A 17,049-nucleotide genomic window follows, 5' to 3' on the forward strand; every position below is an offset into this window, starting at 1 on the left:
GTACCAACCTGCAAAAGGCTTTCGGTTCGCGTGAGTCACGGCTCGACATTCATCCGCCTGCGCGGCACCATGGTTGTGCGTGCCGCCAACCATCGAAAATGCACTACTCGCCGCCCGCGTTCCGCGCCTTCGTCTGCGCGTCACGACGGTGGCGGAAACCATGCTGCGCTCTGGCCATCCCTGGCTGTTTGCGGACAGTGTCCGCAGTCAAAACCGAGATGGCCAGATGGGCGAACTGGGTGTTGTCTATGATCGGAACGACCGGTTCATGGCCGTTGGCTTGTTCGATCCGGATTCGCCGTTGCGCCTGCGCGTGCTGCATCTGGGCAAACCCGTGACGCTGGATGCCGCCTGGTGGCGGCAGCACTTGCAGCAAACGCTCGCGCGGCGGTACGCGCTGTTTGACGCGCAAACGACCGGGTTCCGATGGATTCACGGGGAAAATGATCATTGGCCGGGTCTGGTGCTGGACCGCTACAGCGATGTGCTCGTGCTCAAGCTTTACACGGCGGCGTGGCTGCCCCGGCTGAACGAGGTGGCCGGTTTGATTCAGGAAGCGCTCCACCCGGCCCGCCTGGTGCTGCGCCTCAGCCGGAATATCCAAGCCAACGCGCAGCAATGCTTTCACGTGGAAGACGGGCAATTACTCTTTGGGGAACCGTTGACCAGTCAACCCGTGTTTCTCGAAAACGGGCTGCGCTTTGAAGCGGATGTGGTCCGGGGTCAAAAAACCGGTTTTTTCCTGGACCAACGGGAAAACCGGCGGCGGGTTGGCGCTCTCTCACGCGGGGCGGAGGTGCTGAACGCGTTCAGTTTTTCTGGTGGTTTCTCACTCTACGCGGCGGCGGGCGGCGCCAAGTCCGCCACCGACCTCGACATCAGCCGTCACGCGTTGGCGGCGGGACGCCGGAACTTTGCGCTCAACCAGTCCGTATCGGCGGTGGCGCAATGCCGGCATGAGGGGCTGGCGGTGGATGTGTTTGCCTGGCTGACGCAAAACCGGGCGCGGCAATTCGATCTGATCATCCTCGACCCACCCTCGCTGGCCAAGCGCGAGTCGGAACGCGCCGGGGCAATCGAGGCCTACGGACGGCTGGCGGCCGACGCCCTCCGTTCGCTCCGCCCCGGCGGGGTCCTGGCGGCCGCCTCCTGTTCGGCGCATGTTTCGGCCCCGGAATTTTTTGAGGCGGTCCGCCAGGCCGCATACCATTCGGGACGGGCCTTTGCGGAAATGGAAACCACCGCGCATCCGCCGGATCATCCGGCCACCTTCGCCGAGGCGCACTATTTGAAATGCATTTACCTGCGGATGGCCGGGCGGCATTAATGGGAGCACCTTTTGAATGAAATACTGTCACCACCACCGGGTCTCTGCGGCGGCAGCCATTTTCCAGGCGGTGCTGTTGGGATGGCTGACGGCATGTGTTCCCTGCCGGGCGGCGGAGAAATTGCCTGCGGTGAAAGAGATATTAAACCGGATGATCGAACGGGCCTCGGCCATCGCCCGGGCTGAGCGCGGGCCGCAGTACACGTATGATAAACATGCCTTGCGCGAACAGTTGGATGAAAACGGGGAAACCATCAAATCCGAGGAGCGTTTTTACCAAGTCAGGCTAGTGGCTGGTTTTCCCTTTGATCGGCTGGTAAAAATCCAAGGCCGGGAACTTACCAGTGACGAATTGAAGCAGGAGCGGCAGAAGGAGGAAAAGTTCCAACAAAAGGTATCGGCGCGCAACCTGAAAAAAATGGCAGCCAAGAAAGAGGGTTGGGTGACGGCCCAATTGCTGGAACGGTATCAGTTCACCGTCAAGGAACGTGTGATCCTAAACAATCGCCCGACCCTGGTGCTCACGTTCAAACCACGGGAGGGCGAGCTTCCCACCAAAAATTTCATGGATAACATTCTGAATCAAGTGAGCGGCACCACGTGGGTTGACGAAGAGGATGCGGATGCAGCCAAACTGACTTCGACGCTTCAAGGCTCCGTGTCGCTGGGGTTGTTCGGCGTTCTGGGGTCGCTGAACCAATGCGAGTTTTGCCTGGAGCGCCAGCGCATGCCGGACGGCACATGGGTGAACGTGCGGCAGGTCGTGCAGATCAATTGCCGGAAACTGGCCAGCACCATGCGCTTTCGGAACACGGAAAAAAGCAGCGGGTTCAAATTGGATTCGGCGGCCTCAAAGTAGCATAAGCGCACGCTCCCTCTCCAGGCCCCCCCCGCATCCCGTCTTTCTCTCCCTTCGGGGCGAAGGTGCCCGCAGGGCGGTTGAGGGGGAGGGATTGGTTCAGGGGGGCAAAGAGCGGAATCTGGTTTCGGGTAATTCTCACTTAACTTCTGTATGCGACTGATGACTTGATGACTGATAACTGGTCACTCAAATTTTACCTCCCGGCGGCAACCGTGTTTTCAAATCCTGTGATAGCGTGTTTATGTAATTAAAACATTAACATTATTATATGAACGACAAAATGAAAACGAAAGCGACACCGAATCCGATGACTACCGCCACCGACCTTGCGGCATTGCCCGAACCCGCCCGCCTGCAATTGGCCGACGGCTGGCTCGCCGGCCTCTCCCACGCCGAACTCCAGGAAAACCTTCGCCGTGACTTTGACTGCGAACTCGCGCCGGAAGCATTCGCCAGGCTATTCGAGGAGTGCGTGCTGCCCCGGCTGCTGGACCGCCGCGCCCGCACCGCGCATACCGCCAAGCTGCTGGCCGCGCAGCCGTTGCCGGATGGCTTTGATGCCGCCCTGTTCGATCAGCTCAAGCAACGGCTCCTGGAACTAGCCCTGAACCCCGTGCTCAAACCGGCGGATATCCTGGCGCTCATGACCCTGTGGTTGAAGTACCGCGACCAGGAACTGGACCGCCAGAAACTGGAGCGCGAAGAACCCGGCTCACCCAAAGGCGAAGCCGGCATCCGCCCGGAAACCATGGCCTACATCGAGGAGAAACTGAAATTGATGTGAAGAAAAACCGAAATCCGAAGAACGAAAACCGAAGAAATTTGGTTCGAAATTCGGGCTTCTTTCGGGCTTCGGTTTTCGACATTCGGATTTAATCAATAACTTCAAAGACGTATGAAACCTAACTTTGCTTCTGACACGTCCCTTTCTGGTCTCTGGCATTTCCTGCCTTATCAACTCCGCTGGCTGCGCGACGGTTCACGCCTGAAGATCATGGAGAAATCGCGCCAGATCGGGCTCTCGTATGCCACCGCCTATTCCGCCGTGCGTCGCGCCGCCGCGCACGATGCCCGGCTGGATGTCTGGGTGAGTTCGCGCGATGAATTCCAAGCCAAACTATTTCTCCAGGATTGCAAGCAATGGGCCGACTTGTTGTGGCATGTGGCCGTGGATCTGGGAATTCGCCTGCTGGAGGGTGACTCCCGTGCCTCCGCCTACACACTTCAGTTCGCCAACGGCCGCTGCATTTATTCGCTTTCTTCCAACCCCAACGCGCTGGCTGGCAAACGCGGGCATGTGATTCTGGATGAGTTCGCGCTGCACCAGGATCAGGCGCTGCTGTATCGCGTGGCCAAACCGGTCACGCTTTGGGGCGGTCAGCTTGAAATCATCAGCACGCATCGCGGCGCCAACAGCCTGTTCAACCGGCTGCTGCTCGATATCCAATCCGGCAAGGCCAGCGCCGGATGGTCGCATCACCGCGTCACGCTGGCGGACGCCGCCGCCCAGGGATTGGTGGACCGCATCAACCGTAAAAACAACGGTGAAGAAACACCCGAATCATTTGTGCAGCGGCTACATTCCGAGTGCCTCAGCGAGGATGAATGGCTGCAGGAATATTGCTGCACCCCCGCCAATGAGCAGTGCGGCTTCCTCACCGGTGAACTCATCACCGCCTGCGAGGAACCGGATGCCGGCGCGACCACATGGTCCCTCGAACAGTTGCGGATGGCGCGGAACCCGCTGTATCTCGGCGTGGACGTGGGCCGCAAGCATGACCTCACCGTACTCGACGTCGGCGAGTTGATCGGCGACGTGATGCATGACCGCTTTCGGCTGGTGCTGGAACACCGCAGCTTTGACGAGATCGAACACTGGCTCTGGCGCTTGCTGGAATTGTCCCGGCTTCAGCGTGCCTGCCTGGACGCCACCGGCATGGGCCTGCAATTGGCGGAGCGCGCCCAAAAACGGTTCGGCTGGAAAGTCGAACCGATCACCTTCACCGCGCCGCTCAAGGAGCAACTGGCCTACGTGGTGCGCACCGGCCTGGAGCAGCGCCGGCTGCGCCTGGCCTGCGATCCCGCCCTGCGCGAGGATTTGCTGGCCGTGCGCAAGGAGGTCACTACTGCCGGAACCTTGCGCTTCAATGGCGATGCCAGCGATGGTCATTGCGACCGCTTCTGGGCGCTCGCGTTGCGCCAGCACGCCGCCGCCCGCACCAATGCCTTTGCCCGTCCCATGTTTCTCGATTAACCAAACCAACCAACCTAACCTTAACCTCAAATCCTTATGCCAATCCTTAAACATATCCTCGATCGTTTCCGTCCCGCACAAAAATCGTCCATGCCCGTCGCGCGCGCGTTCTTGCGCGGCGACGACGAACCGGAATCCGGCTCGTTGCCCTTGGTCAACCCGTACCAGCAATCCGCGTGGGTTTATGCCGCCGTGTGCGCCAAGGCCGCCAAGATCGCGCAAATCCCATTCCGTCTTTCGCGCGCCGGAGTTCGGCGGCGCGGCGAAAACCTGGTCACCAGCGGGCCGCTGTATGACCTGTTCCAGCGACCGCATCCACGCCTGGACCGGTTTGCCTTCTGGGAATTGATCTCGACCTGGCTGGATCTGCGCGGCGAAGTCTTCCTTGTGGCGCTCGATGCCGATGGCCGGGTGCAAAGCCTTACCGCGCGCCCACGCGCCTTTCCGGTGCGCAGCCTGCTGGTGCTGCCGCCGGATGATTTTCAGGAAATCATCACCGACCACCAATTGACTGGCTGGCGTTATCAGCCGGGCGGGCCGTATTCGCCCCTGCCTGGCGCGGCCCTGCTGCCGGAGGAAGTGATTCACCTGAAGCTGCCAAACCCGTTCCAGTTCTGGCGCGGGATGTCGCCGCTGACGGTGGCCCAGCTTGCTGTGCAAACGGATTACGCCTCCGCCCAATTCATGAAGGGCCTCATGCTGAACAATGCCGATCCGGGCCTCATCGTCACCGCCAACAGTTGCCTTTCCGAACATCAAATGGAGCAAATCTACGCCGCCTTGCGCGAGCGCAAACGCCGGCCCGGCGCCGCCGACCGTCCGTTGTTCCTGCCGTTCGACGTGAAGGTGGACAAACCGGCGTTGCGCGCGGCGGATGTGCAGTTTTTGGAAAACCGCAAGTTCTCGCGCCAGGAAATCGGCAGCATTTTCAAGGTGCCGCAAACCATCCTGGGCTACACGGAGGATGCCAACCGCAGCGTGGACGAGCAGCAATCGCTCAACTGGCTGATCAACGTCATCCTACCGCTGGGTCGTCGCATCGAGGCCGCGCTGCAGCCGTTGTTGGACCTGGCCGGCCCTGAACTCAGCGGCTGGTTTGATCCCGACGCCCTGCCCGAAATGCAGGCCGCCCGCCGCGCCCGCGTGGATACCGCTGTAAAGCTTGCCACTCTGGGCGTGCCGTTCAACGATCTGAACCGGGAGTTGGATTTGGGATTTCCGGAATACGCGTGGGGAAATGAACAGAGGAGCCAGAAACCAGAAGTCAGGAGTTAGAAGTTATGGCGTCAACAATTCGGGACGCAGCGTGCCCACGATGTGTTGCGGTAACAGGGGATCGAGCGAATCCGGAGCGGGTTTTTCCAGTCCCACGTGTCCATCGCAGAACGTGACATTTGCCCGCTCGGTGTGGCGGAAGTGGGTGGTGGGTTCATCTTGGGAAATGAAATACGATTCTTCGAGCATGGGATTATCCGGCGAGGCGGGCGCCAACCAGGTATTCACCTGTGCCGCATCGGCATACAGCGCCAGACCACTCGTGTTGGTGATCTGGTTGACGTTGAATGGCGGCTTGGAAAGGAGCGTAGAAAAATTGTTGTTGTACCCGTAACCATAGGCGGCACCTTTGGCCTTGAGCTTGAACTCCACCAGCGAGTAATCCAGCGACGGACACAACTCGACGCCCCGGCCAAGCAAGTACGGATACAGCGCACCCTGAGTCGCATCAAACGATCGAGTTCCTTCCGCCCCGGTCTGGAGCCAGCCAAACCAATACAGCCCACCACCGTTGGTGTTCGCAAGGAGATACCGGAATGCCTGGCCCTGGTTGTCATCCCAGTACATCTGGGTGGCCAAGCCAAGTTGTTTCAAGTTGCTCACGCATTGGATGCGTTGAGCAGCCTTTTTGGCGCGGTTCAACGCGGGCAACAGCAATCCCGCCAGAATCGCAATGATCGCAATAACAATGAGAAGCTCGATCAAGGTAAAAGCAGAAATCTGCAGACGGGAGACCAGAGCTTCCAACTTCTGACTTCTGACTTCTAACTTCTGTTTCCTCATTTTCATGGTTTGGTGGCCATTATCCGGTAGAAGCCGGGTTTGGACGTTGGCCGGTTGGTGTCGCGCAGCGCGATGGGGCCGCCGCCGTTCACCGTTGCCACATTCGTCCAAGTTTTCATATCCGCTGAGCGTTGCAACCCATACACCCAGTTGGTCTGAGAGGAAAGCCCGATTTCCCAGTTGCCGTTGGTCAACCCGCCCTGGATTTTTGCCACGGGCGGATCGGGACACGTCACCGACACATTATCCACCACCCCATGCGCCAGCACCGAACCGGTGCCTTTGCCATCGTTGTAACTGGTGACCGAAAAGCAATTTACCCGGAAACCCGCTTGGTTGGTGAATACCAGGGGATTCATGCTGCTGTTTGTGCCCAAGCCGAAGAGCACCCCGTTACAGGTAGCCGACATCTGCATGGTCTTATTGCTGGAAGTATAGGTGATTTGCAAGTGATATAAGTCGTCGGTCGTCATTTCCAACGGATAGTTATGGCTATATTCGTAAGCACTGTTGGTCTTCACCACCGCCAAGGCAAACGTGGCGCCGAAGCCGGAATCTGGAAAATAATCAAACTCCACTAAATTACGCACTCCATTCCCAGTGCCAATAAACAGGTTGGTGGCGAGTGTGTTGGTTTGGTTCATCAGCCCAAGAGCGATCTGGAAGGTGAACCGCTTGCCGGGGGTCGAGCCGATTCTGATGTCGCTCATTTTCAAATCAAACCCGAATTGAAAATCGTCCTGCTCACTGACCATGGTCCCCAACGGCAGGTAAAAGAAGCTGTTCGATTGCGAGGAATCCCACGTCACCTCCAGGTTCTGGTTGGCGGCATTCCACACAAAAAAGTTCGTGTCGCCATGCACCTTCCAGCCGCGCGCCGTCGGATCGCTGGAGAAATCCTCAAACAACTGGGCGGCAGGCGCTGCGACGGTGAAGACCGCCCACAGCGCCAGCACGCCCGGAATATGTTTCCGTTGTTTCACGCCACCAGCCAGGTATTTGGCGCGGGCCAGACGGTTTTGCCCGTCAGGCAGTCATGGCACAGACACACCTTGTGCCGCAGTTCGGCGGGTATCCGCGCGAGCGCCGCCTCGGAAGGTTTTTCGTTCCAGCACCAGCACGGGCCTTCGTGGTTGCCCTGCTTGGCCAGCTCGCAATCATTGGGCTGGCCGCACAGCGGACAAACGCACGGGTTATGCGGAGAATTCATGAGACGTCCCTTACTTGGCTTTGCGCCGCCACCACAACAACCCGGCGCCAACCAGACCCAGCGCCCATGTCGAGGGCTCCGGCACCGCCGTGGAAAAAGCATCCACCTTCACCCGGCCGTCCAGCACATCCACGCGCAGATAACTGGCATCCAGCAGGTTCACGCTCCCGCCCAAGCCATCCTGCGCCAGGCTCAGGTCGTACCCGGCGCCGCCGGCGGAACCCGCGTACAACGCTCGCATGCCCGTATAATCCAGCCCGGCGAGATCCGATGGATTCAGCGCGGGATTGGGCGCCAGGCCAAATTGCCCGAAGGAGTCGGTAGGCAACCCGGCCTCGATCTGCCGCGTCAGCGTGGGATTCAACGTGTAAAACAGCACGCCATCCTGGCTCACGGAAATGCGCACATTGCCACCATCCGGATTATAATACGTGCCATCCGAAATCCCGGCGCCATAGTATTCGCCATTCGTAATGTTCAGGCCATACGCGCCGTAGATGAGAAAATCCGCACCGTAAGGATTCGCGCCCGAATTCCGGATAGGGGTATCAAACTTGACCGTCAGCGACCCGCCCGCCCCGATCAACAAAATATGATTGGTTTCATACGGCGCATAGAACTGGTCTATGGGCACGCTATACTGATCCATCAGGGTGGGTGCGCCCAAGGCCGAGGAGGCATTGGCATATTTCAACTCACTCCCGGACAAGGCGCCCGGATTGTAATTCACCACTGAGGTGGCGAACGACAGGATTTGGGCGGGATTGCTGCCGGCCCACGAACATACGGTTAACGCGCCGGACATTACCAGCGCCATCCAACTAGCTTTCTGCATGGTCTCTCTTTCAGTTTGGTTCGCGACACAACGCGAACCGAATCAGTTCTTTTAGAGACCAGCGCGGAGCCTGAATGTTTCCTGAAAACAAAAAACCTTCACGCTCCGCAAAACGGCGAATGAAGGTATTCAACGCATGCCGCCCCGAGACGCGGGGCAGCCTGGTCTCATCCTTCTCTGTGCGGAGAAGCTGGCTCCGCACCTTGCGGAACCATGACGAGCACCCTTGGACCGGTATCCTGACTTCGGGCTTCAAACCTCACTCCCGCCTTCCCGCTGGTGTGACCCAACAGTGGCCCAGGGAGCTTGTAACCCGTTACAGTGGCGCAACCGTCCCTGATTTTAACAGGGTTCCCAGTCGCCCAAAGGTGTATTCAAAGAACCGTGTCTTTGTTAAACCCGCCCGGCCCCAAAGCCAAGCTTTAATTTTGGGAAGTTTTAATTGTTCTTCCCAACACTCGCTAACGCTTGCCTCCCGCCGAAATTTCCATTAAGCTCTTTCTTGACATGAGATTAGCAGTTCAACGGGCAGGCCGCGCCCTGCTCAAGTTCGTGCCGGGGGGCGAGCGGAGCTATTTTGCCCAATGAAAGTTCCGCATCCCATTCCATACCAAGGCAGCAAGCGTGGCTTGGCACCAGCCATTTTGGAGTATTTCCCGGAACGCGTGGCAGCCTTGATTGAGCCATTTGCCGGATCAGCGGCGCTCACCCTGGCGGCAGCCGCCAGGGGTTTGGCTGACCGATATGTGATCAATGACCTGAACAAACCACTTATCGGCTTGTGGCAGGCCATTATCGAGTCACCGGAAAAACTGGCGCGGCAATACGAAGCCCTCTGGCGCGCGCAACATGACGACCGCCGGCTTTATTACGACAAAGTGCGCGATGACTTTAACAAGTCGGGGCGTCCGGATTGCCTGCTTTACCTTTTGGCCCGCTGCGTCAAGGCCTCCGTGCGCTACAATGCCAGCGGAGACTTCAACCAAAGCCCGGACAACCGGCGGATGGGTGCCTTGCCTGAGACCATGAAAGAACACCTGCTTGGGGCGTCTCACTTGTTACACGGGAAAACCAAGCTTTTATCCCTCGACTACAAGGACGTTGTGAGTCAGGCGACAGCGGATGATTTGGTGTATATGGACCCGCCCTATCAGGGCGTTTGTGGCGAACGCGATCCGCGTTATCTCAAAGGTGTGGTGTTCGATGAATTCGTTGAAGCTCTGGAGTCGTTGAATTATCGGGATATCAAATACCTTGTCAGTTATGATGGCCGGACCGGCGAACGGACCCACGGACGTAAATTGCCAGACCATTTGCGGCTGCATCTGGTCGAGCTTGAGGCGGGCCGTTCCTCACAGGCAACGTTATTGGGACGGGATGAAGTTACGGTGGAATCCCTGTATCTGTCACCGGCTCTCGGTGAGGCGCTGCATTTACGACGGCAACCGCGCCGTCGCACCGTCGAGCAGTTAACGCTGTTGGAGGCGAGACGATGAGCAAGCCCAAACTTCCTCCCAAGTTCACGGCGCTATGCAAATCGGTAACCGCCAAACGCCCAAAGACGGTGATAGATCACCTCCTTAAGCATGGCTTCATCACCACCCAAGAGTTGAAAGACGACTATGGCTACAACCATCCGCCACGGGCGGTTCGTGACGTCAAGGAACATGGCATTCCCATCGAAATGTTCCGGGTGGCGGGAAATGACGGACGGAAAATCGCCGCCTACCGGTTCGGCGACCCAAGCAAAGCGCGGGCCGGACAGCAACTGGGACGCACCGTTCTTTCAAAGGAACTGAAGGAAAAACTCATTGCCGCGCAGGGAGAATGCTGTGCCATTTACATGGAGCGTTTTCCTGCTCGGGAACTGCAAATTGACCATCGCATCCCATTTGAAGTTTTAGGTGACGTGCCCGGCGCAGAGTCCGATCCGGGCGGCTACATGCTGCTTTGCGGTTCTGCCAATCGAGCCAAATCGTGGTCCTGTGAACATTGTGTCAACTGGCTTGAATTAAAGCAGGCCGGCATTTGTCGAAGCTGCTATTGGGCATTCCCGGACAACTATTCTCATGTGGCGATGCGCGAGGCACGCCGTGCCGACATCCTTTGGACCGAACAGGAAGTGCAATCGTATGAGGAGTTAAAACGGCGAACGCTGCAGCTTCAAAAAAATATTCCAGGCTACGTAAAGGAAATCATCGCTCAGCACTTGAAAATGGAGTCGGGGAAATCGGTGAGCACATAAACGTATCGTGGGGTGGCAGATGGACGAATTGGGACGCATCCATTTTGGCGGTTTTCCGGTGGTCAGGTCGCTTTCCCCTCCTGACCCACCGGCTTTTATCTGCACACCCTTCGGGCTCGATTTTTCAGTGAAAATTGCCAATTTAAAATTTCCAATTTGCAATCATGTTAACCCCTCCATCCGTCGGTACCTTGCCAATACCGCCTGCACACCGGGCAACAGATCCACCTGCGTGAACTTGAACCACGCGCTGCCGGTGACTTTCTCGGAAGTGTTGCCGGGCAGGAGCTGCAAGTCCTGCAACAACTGCACCGCGCCGCCGCCGCCACCCGCGCTCACCAGCCCCAGGCGGTTGCGGTTCTCGAACCAATACGCCACCTGCTCCACGCAACTGTATTCCAGTTCCGCTGGCAACGGTTCCTGCCCGGTTTGCGGGGATGTCCCCGGTAACACATAGCCGCCCGCAAACGTCACCCGGCCCAGTTCGCCCGGCGTACCCAGCGGCGAGGCCAGCGCGATCACGGCGCGGGCCGGTGAGAGCAGGTACTCCACCTCCGACTGCTCCACCCAGCCTTCGTCCTCGCTGGTTTTCAATTCAAACTTCGCCACGGATTCAATGGGATACCGATCCGCGCAGATCAGGCGCGACAACGCGCCAAACGTGTAGGTGGCGGTGGCGTCCCGCGCGAACCGGCGGCGGCATTCCAATTCAAAGCGGGCCGAGGCGTGCTGAAGGAACTGCAACAGCACCGGTTCAAATTCCGTTTCATAGGCCGGGATCGCCAGCCGGGTTTTAATAGTAGTGAGTTGGGTGAGCATAGGTTGTTTACAGTTAAGGTGATCTCTTGCTTCGAAATGTTACCACGTGCGCAGCACGGTCTTGAGCACGAAGTACCATTCGTTGGTGTTGTAGTGGTAGGTGTCCGTCAGGCGGAAGGAGAACACGCCGTTCGTGGCGGGTAGCACCGTGTTCCACGTGACCACCGTGACATTTGTGCCGGGCGGTGTGTTGGTGCCGCCGCTATCGCTCAGAAGGTAGGTGGTCCCCACGCCATTGGGCGCCAGGTACACATAACCGAACCGCGTGTTGATGCGGGTGGCGTTGGTGGTCAGGTACCAGACGGTAAAACTGGCGTTGGTACCGATCAGGGCACGATCCGGGATGTTCCATTCCACCGTCTTGCCGTTGGCATTGCTGGAGAATGCCAGTGTGGGATAGGTGGCGAACTGGCTGAGCGATACCGTGCCGCCGGTGATCCAGCCGTCCATGGGCAGGAAACTGTGCTGCGCCAGGTTGGTGGCCAATAGTTGCCGCACCCAATTGGTCTGCGCCACGCTGTTGGTCGCCTGTTGCACGGCCTGTGTGGTGGCCAAGCCGTTGGTGAGAAAGGCCGCATCAGTCCAGCTCAATCCGGCGGCGGCGGCTGGATTGGCCATCAGCAATTGATTGGCGGTACCGGCACCCAAGCGGACGACTTTGGCCCCGTCGCACACCAACAGGTCGCCGCGCGTGGTGAACAACGCGCGGTCCAGATAGGCAGGCGACCATGGATATTGATACGTCAGCGAGCCGGTGACCAGCGTGGTCCAGTCGCGCGTGCCTATTCCCTCCGGTACGGCGATGAGCAGGCTGTCCCGCGCATTGCCGCCCACGGTCACCCGGTAATTGCCGGGCCCCAGCGTGAGCGAGAACTGCCCGGTCTCATCCGAATTGATGGCTGAAACGCTGGAAAGCAGTACGCTGCCGCCGGTGACCAGCGGGGTACTGAGCGGCGTGAAGGTGAGATTGGTGGCCACGGCAGCCAACCCGGTATCGCGCACATTGCCGGTGATGGTGGCGGCTTGGATGGGGTGCGCGATGGCCAGAACTGATGCGAACACAACGGGCATTGATTTGCGGATCATGGTTTTCATACGACACTAATTTTCAGGATTGGGTGATGCTTCGTAGCAGCCGAAGTAAGGAGACCCCGGCTTCAAATTCAATGTAGGTGACGACGTAAGGAGTCTCACTTTAAAGTCCCGGCGGGTTGTTGACATAAGGCTGCTCCAATTTTCGGGTTTCCATTATTTGAGCCTCATTACTTCGGCTGCTACGTTAGGTTAAGTTCCCGCCTTCCGTCCGGGGGTAAACCCGGAGCGGAAGGCGGGAGGTGAGTGCATCCGGTTTAGCTGGCTGCGGTTTGCAGACCGGCGACCGCGCCGGTGGCCATCAGGCCGATGGTGAAGCGTTCCAGCACGCGCACCAGGATTTCATCCGTGGTAAACCCGGCCTCATAGCTGGTGGCCAGGTTCACGCCGCCGCGCACGCCCAGGTATTGATAACTGGCGTCGCCGAAGAGCACGAACACCTTGCTGGTGTTCACGCTGGCGCTGTACGCCGGCAGCGCGTCCACCCAGCGGATCGGGAAGCCGTCCAGCGTCGCCCCTTGCAGCCCGTTGGCGTTGTAGGGATGATCCCCGCTGCTGTTGAACCCGGCCAGTTGCTGCTCGAAGCTCGGGTGGCAGTAGTAGGCCCCGCGCGCCAGCACCGCCGCATCCACCACCCCGCGCAGCGAGCGCCAGTTCACCAGCGAGGCATCGCTGTAATGGGTTTTGGTGGAAGCCATGGCACTGAGCTTGTTATTGGTGGCGACGTTTTTGACCAGCCCCTCGAGGGAGTCGTAGTTGCCGGTGCCGTCCGCCGCGAAGAACACCGTGTCCTCGATCTTGGCGAGCTGACGGGCGGCGTAGCGGGCGATGAACTGGCCGATGGCGACGACGCTGTCCGCGTCCAGTTCCGCCGGGATGCGCACCAAACCGCCCCATTTCGAGGTGGTAAACGTGACAAATTCCACCTGCGGCGATTTCTCGCCGATGCTGGCGCTGGCGGCCACCAGGCCAAAGGCGGGATCGGTTTTCAGGCGCGGCAGCTTGACCGTGCCCGAGCCGAGCGGATACACCGTGCCATAGCGGCGGGCGGCACCGTATTGGGCGACGAGTTCCACCACCTCGCCGGCGTATTGCACCGGCAGGGGAAGGTCGCTCGTGGTGAGCGCGGATTTGGCTTCCGCTCCCAGCACGTCGCGGGCCACGCCCAGCAGGTGGTCTTTCACCGGGCCGTCAAAGCGCCCGGAGCGCACCGCGCCGGCGATGACCACGGCGGCAATGTGCCGGGCGCAGTCGTCGCTGATTTCGCCCGGGTTGGCGGGCCGGGCCAGGCCGCGCTGGAGCTGCTGGCGGCGGACGCCATCCAGATCCTGGCGCAAGCGCCCGAGTTCGGTGCCGTGATCGGCGACCGTGGTGTTGAGGTGATCCACGCCGCCGCGAATAACGTGCAGGGTGGAGGTGAGTTCATTGATTTGGTTGGTTTCCATACTATGAGTGCCGGAGTTCCGGCGGTTTGGTTTTCTTTTGGTTGATGGATCGTCTGGTCCTGCCGATCCGGTTACACATGCCGCATGGCGTTCGCCACGCTGCGGGCCAGTTGCAACAGTCCGGAAAACGATTCCGGTCCGCCGGCAAAATCTTGAGGGTGGGAGTGGTCGCCGCACTGACGGCGGAGCAGTTCGCCCAGCGCCTGGAGATCGCTTTTCTCCACCGCGCCCGCCTGAGCGGCGAGCCGGAGCGCATTGGGATTCGCGGGAATCGAGACGGCGCTGACTTCCAGCAATTCCTGCTCGAGGAACCGTCGCCGCCACGGAGTTTGATCGTTCCCGTTCTCCCAGCGGCGCGGCTGAAAGCCGACGCTCACGGCGTTGAGGAACCCGGCGCGGTAAAGGTCGTACGCCAGTTTGGCGAGGGGGTTGATCTCCGTGGCGAACAGCACCCGCAGGTGCAGCCGGTCGCCGATCACCTCCACCTTGAGCGCGCGGCCCAGCGTGTGCAGGATGTCGCCGTACTGATGCGCGTTCTGGAACACCGGGTTCCGGCGGTATGCCGCCAAGTCCCAGCCCCGGGCCAGGATGACCTCCCCGGCGCGATCCAGCGTCTCGTCGCTGGCGATGAAGTCCAGGACCGGCGGTGGAACCGCCGGAGTGGTGACCGGGTTGGGCTCGGTTGCCGGGTCCGGGGAACTGGCGGAACCGCCGTGGGTGCGCGTTTCGACGAGGAGGGCGCCGCGGAGCCCGGCGCGGCCATCCGGGAGGATCACCGTCCGCCCCGCAAACTCATTACTTACTATATTCATATTCATATTTAATAATTTAATGTTGAGATGACGGTAACACGGGTTCGGGAAAAGCGGTTCCCTCCCGGGGGGAAATAATGCAAATGCGGAATTCGGAGTGCGGAATGCGGAATGAAAACTGAAAAGAAGAAAGCAGAAAACAGAAAGAAAGCCGAATACCGAACCAGAGACGTTGGGAGACTGAAGCGTGAAGGCTGGGAATCGAAATGCAGGCGGAAAAAGGCGGCTACAATATTTCCCATTTCAAACGCGGGCGGATGGCGGTAGGCTGGGCCGATGCATCAAACTATGAAATACACGGTCCTGGCACTGATCGGGCTGGCGGGCTGGGTGGCGGCGGCCTCGCCCGCGCTACCGCAGTTGCGGCAGCAGGGCAACGCGACGCAATTAATCGTGGACGGAAAGCCGTTCGTGATGCTGGCCGGGGAATTGCATAACTCCAGCGCGTCGAGCCTCGACTATATGCGGGAGGTCTGGCCCAAACTCGAAGCGCTGCACTTGAACACGGTGCTGGCCACGGTTTCCTGGGAATTGGTCGAGCCGAGTGAGGGCAAGTACGATTTCACTCTGGTGGACGGGCTGATCACCGGGGCGCGGAAGCACCATCTGCGCCTGGTATTGCTGTGGTTTGGGAGTTGGAAGAATGGCGTCTCGAGCTACACGCCCGCGTGGGTGAAGCAGGACACGACGCGCTTCCCCCGTGCCTTGGGTAAAAGCAATTTCAACAAGAAGGATTTGTTGACCCCGTTTTGCGACGCGAGCCGTGACGCGGACGCACGGGCGTTTGCCGCGGTCATGCGTCATATTCGCCAAGTGGATGAAGGCACGTTCACGGTGATCCTGATGCAGGTGGAAAACGAAGTGGGCATCAAGCCGGAGCCGCGCGACCTTGGGCCGCAATCGGCGGCGGCGTTTGCCCAACCTGTGCCCGCGGAATTGATCGCCTATCTGCGGGCACACCGAGAAACGTTGCTGCCGGAGATCAAGGACCGCTGGGCCGCGACCGGTTTCAAGGAAACCGGCACTTGGACGGACGTGTTTGGCGAGGGCGTGGCGACGGATGAAATTTTCATGGCGTGGCATTATGCGCGCTACATCGGCGCGGTGACCAAGGCTGGCAAGGAGGCGTATCCGCTGCCCATGTATGTGAACGCCTGGCTGGAATGGGACAGCAAGCCCGGGCAATACCCCGTGGGCGGGCCGGTGGGGCACGTTATGGAGATCTGGCGGGCCGCCGCGCCGCAGATCGATGTGTATGCGCCGGATATTTACCACGCGGATTTCAAAGGCATCACGGCGCGGTATCACCGGGAGGGGAATCCACTGTTCGTGCCAGAAGCCGCGCGGGATGAAGCCGCCGCCGGGCGCGCGTTCTGGGCGTTTGGACAGCATGAAGCGCTGGGCTTTTCGCCGTTTGGCATTGAGAGCCTGGAGACGAATCATCCGTTGGTGGAGGTGTACCAGTTGCTGGCGCAATTGCAGCCCATCATCGGCCAGCAACAGGGGTTGGGCCGGATTGCCGGGGTGTTTCAGCAGGCCGACGAGAAGGAAGAAGGCCGGGAGGTGACGGTGGGCGATTGGAAGGCGAACATCCGGTATGAAAAACGGCAGCGGGACAAGGCGGCGCGCGGGATCCTCATCGCGACTGGGGACGATGAATTCATCGTGGCCGGGAACTGGTTTTCGGTGAACTTTTCCGCGCTGACCAAAGGCCCGAAACACAGTGGCATCCTGAATATCCAGGAAGGCCGGTATGAGAATGGCCAATGGCTCGGCGGACGCTGGCTGAATGGGGATGAAACCGGGGCCAATTATCAGGCCAAACTGCCGCCGTTCACGAGTAACACGTTTTCCAACCCGGACAAGTTGCGGATACTGAAGGTCAAGTTGTACCGGTATGAGTGAGGGACGCAGGAAAAATCCGAAACCCGAATACCGAATACCGAAAGAAATTGGCAGAAAAATGGCAGGTAAAAGATGTCCGATTTTTTACCTGCCATTTTTTTGCCTGAATTCTGGTGCTCGGCTTTCAGCCGCCCTGAGGTTTGGGTTCGGCGGTGTGGAATTGGCACGCCAATCCAAAGCGGCGT

The 17,049-nt window shown here is 59.3% G+C and carries 16 protein-coding genes and 1 riboswitch; of the genes, 8 read left to right on the top strand and 8 right to left on the bottom strand.

Features of this window, described 5'->3' with window-relative positions; all coding sequences use genetic code 11:
- Positions 1-79: 79 nt before the first annotated feature.
- The 5 genes from WCO56_06420 to WCO56_06440 all read left to right on the top strand — a co-directional run bounded on the left by WCO56_06420 (position 80) and on the right by WCO56_06440 (position 5,718).
- Positions 80-1,327, top strand: a complete 1,248-nt coding sequence (locus WCO56_06420) for a class I SAM-dependent methyltransferase (GenBank protein ID MEI7729185.1) — start codon at positions 80-82, stop codon at positions 1,325-1,327.
- Positions 1,328-1,343: 16 nt separating this feature from the next.
- Positions 1,344-2,186, top strand: a complete 843-nt coding sequence (locus WCO56_06425) for a hypothetical protein (protein ID MEI7729186.1) — start codon at positions 1,344-1,346, stop codon at positions 2,184-2,186.
- A gap of 271 nt (positions 2,187-2,457) precedes the next feature.
- Complete coding sequence (locus WCO56_06430) at positions 2,458-2,973, top strand: hypothetical protein (GenBank protein ID MEI7729187.1); 516 nt, start codon at positions 2,458-2,460, stop codon at positions 2,971-2,973.
- 111 nt (positions 2,974-3,084) lie between these two features.
- The gene (locus WCO56_06435; protein MEI7729188.1) at positions 3,085-4,443 is read left to right on the top strand and encodes a terminase family protein; all 1,359 of its coding nucleotides are present in this window, start codon (positions 3,085-3,087) and stop codon (positions 4,441-4,443) included.
- 36 nt (positions 4,444-4,479) lie between these two features.
- Positions 4,480-5,718, top strand: coding sequence for a phage portal protein (locus WCO56_06440; GenBank protein ID MEI7729189.1), 1,239 nt, complete (start codon positions 4,480-4,482; stop codon positions 5,716-5,718).
- A gap of 3 nt (positions 5,719-5,721) precedes the next feature.
- On the opposite strand, the gene WCO56_06445 is transcribed toward WCO56_06440, so the two are convergent.
- From WCO56_06445 to WCO56_06460, 4 genes are read right to left on the bottom strand one after another with little or no spacing between them, the layout of a single operon-like run.
- Complete coding sequence (locus tag WCO56_06445; GenBank protein ID MEI7729190.1) at positions 5,722-6,501, bottom strand: prepilin-type N-terminal cleavage/methylation domain-containing protein; 780 nt, start codon at positions 6,499-6,501, stop codon at positions 5,722-5,724.
- Between the two features lie 2 nt (positions 6,502-6,503).
- Positions 6,504-7,484 carry a hypothetical protein gene (locus WCO56_06450; GenBank protein MEI7729191.1) on the bottom strand — a complete coding sequence of 327 codons (981 nt, stop codon included), beginning with the start codon at positions 7,482-7,484 and terminating at the stop codon, positions 6,504-6,506.
- Positions 7,481-7,711, bottom strand: coding sequence for a cysteine-rich CWC family protein (locus WCO56_06455; protein MEI7729192.1), 231 nt, complete (start codon positions 7,709-7,711; stop codon positions 7,481-7,483). The genes WCO56_06450 and WCO56_06455 overlap by 4 nt, the downstream gene beginning before the upstream one ends.
- A gap of 10 nt (positions 7,712-7,721) precedes the next feature.
- Positions 7,722-8,546, bottom strand: a complete 825-nt coding sequence (locus WCO56_06460) for a PEP-CTERM sorting domain-containing protein (protein MEI7729193.1) — start codon at positions 8,544-8,546, stop codon at positions 7,722-7,724.
- Positions 8,547-8,757: 211 nt separating this feature from the next.
- A riboswitch (cobalamin riboswitch) is annotated at positions 8,758-8,939 on the bottom strand.
- A 191-nt stretch (positions 8,940-9,130) separates the two neighbouring features.
- On the opposite strand from WCO56_06460, the gene WCO56_06465 reads away from it, so the two are divergent.
- Both WCO56_06465 and WCO56_06470 read left to right on the top strand, forming a co-directional pair.
- Positions 9,131-10,042 (top strand): Dam family site-specific DNA-(adenine-N6)-methyltransferase, encoded by a 912-nt coding sequence (locus WCO56_06465; protein ID MEI7729194.1) that lies wholly within the window; start codon positions 9,131-9,133, stop codon positions 10,040-10,042.
- The gene (locus WCO56_06470; protein ID MEI7729195.1) at positions 10,039-10,791 is read left to right on the top strand and encodes an HNH endonuclease; all 753 of its coding nucleotides are present in this window, start codon (positions 10,039-10,041) and stop codon (positions 10,789-10,791) included. Before WCO56_06465 ends, WCO56_06470 begins: the two co-directional genes overlap by 4 nt.
- Before the next feature lie 162 nt (positions 10,792-10,953).
- On the opposite strand, the gene WCO56_06475 is transcribed toward WCO56_06470, so the two are convergent.
- The 4 genes from WCO56_06475 to WCO56_06490 form a co-directional block, all read right to left on the bottom strand.
- The gene (locus tag WCO56_06475) at positions 10,954-11,610 is read right to left on the bottom strand and encodes a hypothetical protein (GenBank protein ID MEI7729196.1); all 657 of its coding nucleotides are present in this window, start codon (positions 11,608-11,610) and stop codon (positions 10,954-10,956) included.
- 39 nt (positions 11,611-11,649) lie between these two features.
- Positions 11,650-12,705, bottom strand: coding sequence for a hypothetical protein (locus WCO56_06480; protein MEI7729197.1), 1,056 nt, complete (start codon positions 12,703-12,705; stop codon positions 11,650-11,652).
- Between the two features lie 254 nt (positions 12,706-12,959).
- A complete protein-coding gene (locus tag WCO56_06485; protein MEI7729198.1) occupies positions 12,960-14,147 on the bottom strand; it encodes a phage major capsid protein in 1,188 nt (395 codons plus the stop codon).
- Between the two features lie 71 nt (positions 14,148-14,218).
- Positions 14,219-14,965, bottom strand: coding sequence for an HK97 family phage prohead protease (locus WCO56_06490; protein ID MEI7729199.1), 747 nt, complete (start codon positions 14,963-14,965; stop codon positions 14,219-14,221).
- Between the two features lie 282 nt (positions 14,966-15,247).
- Between WCO56_06490 and WCO56_06495 the strand changes: the two genes are divergently transcribed.
- Complete coding sequence (locus WCO56_06495; protein MEI7729200.1) at positions 15,248-16,864, top strand: DUF5597 domain-containing protein; 1,617 nt, start codon at positions 15,248-15,250, stop codon at positions 16,862-16,864.
- Positions 16,865-17,049: the final 185 nt, after the last annotated feature.

This window comes from Verrucomicrobiota bacterium (assembly GCA_037139415.1).
Taxonomy (GTDB): domain Bacteria; phylum Verrucomicrobiota; class Verrucomicrobiia; order Limisphaerales; family Fontisphaeraceae; genus JBAXGN01.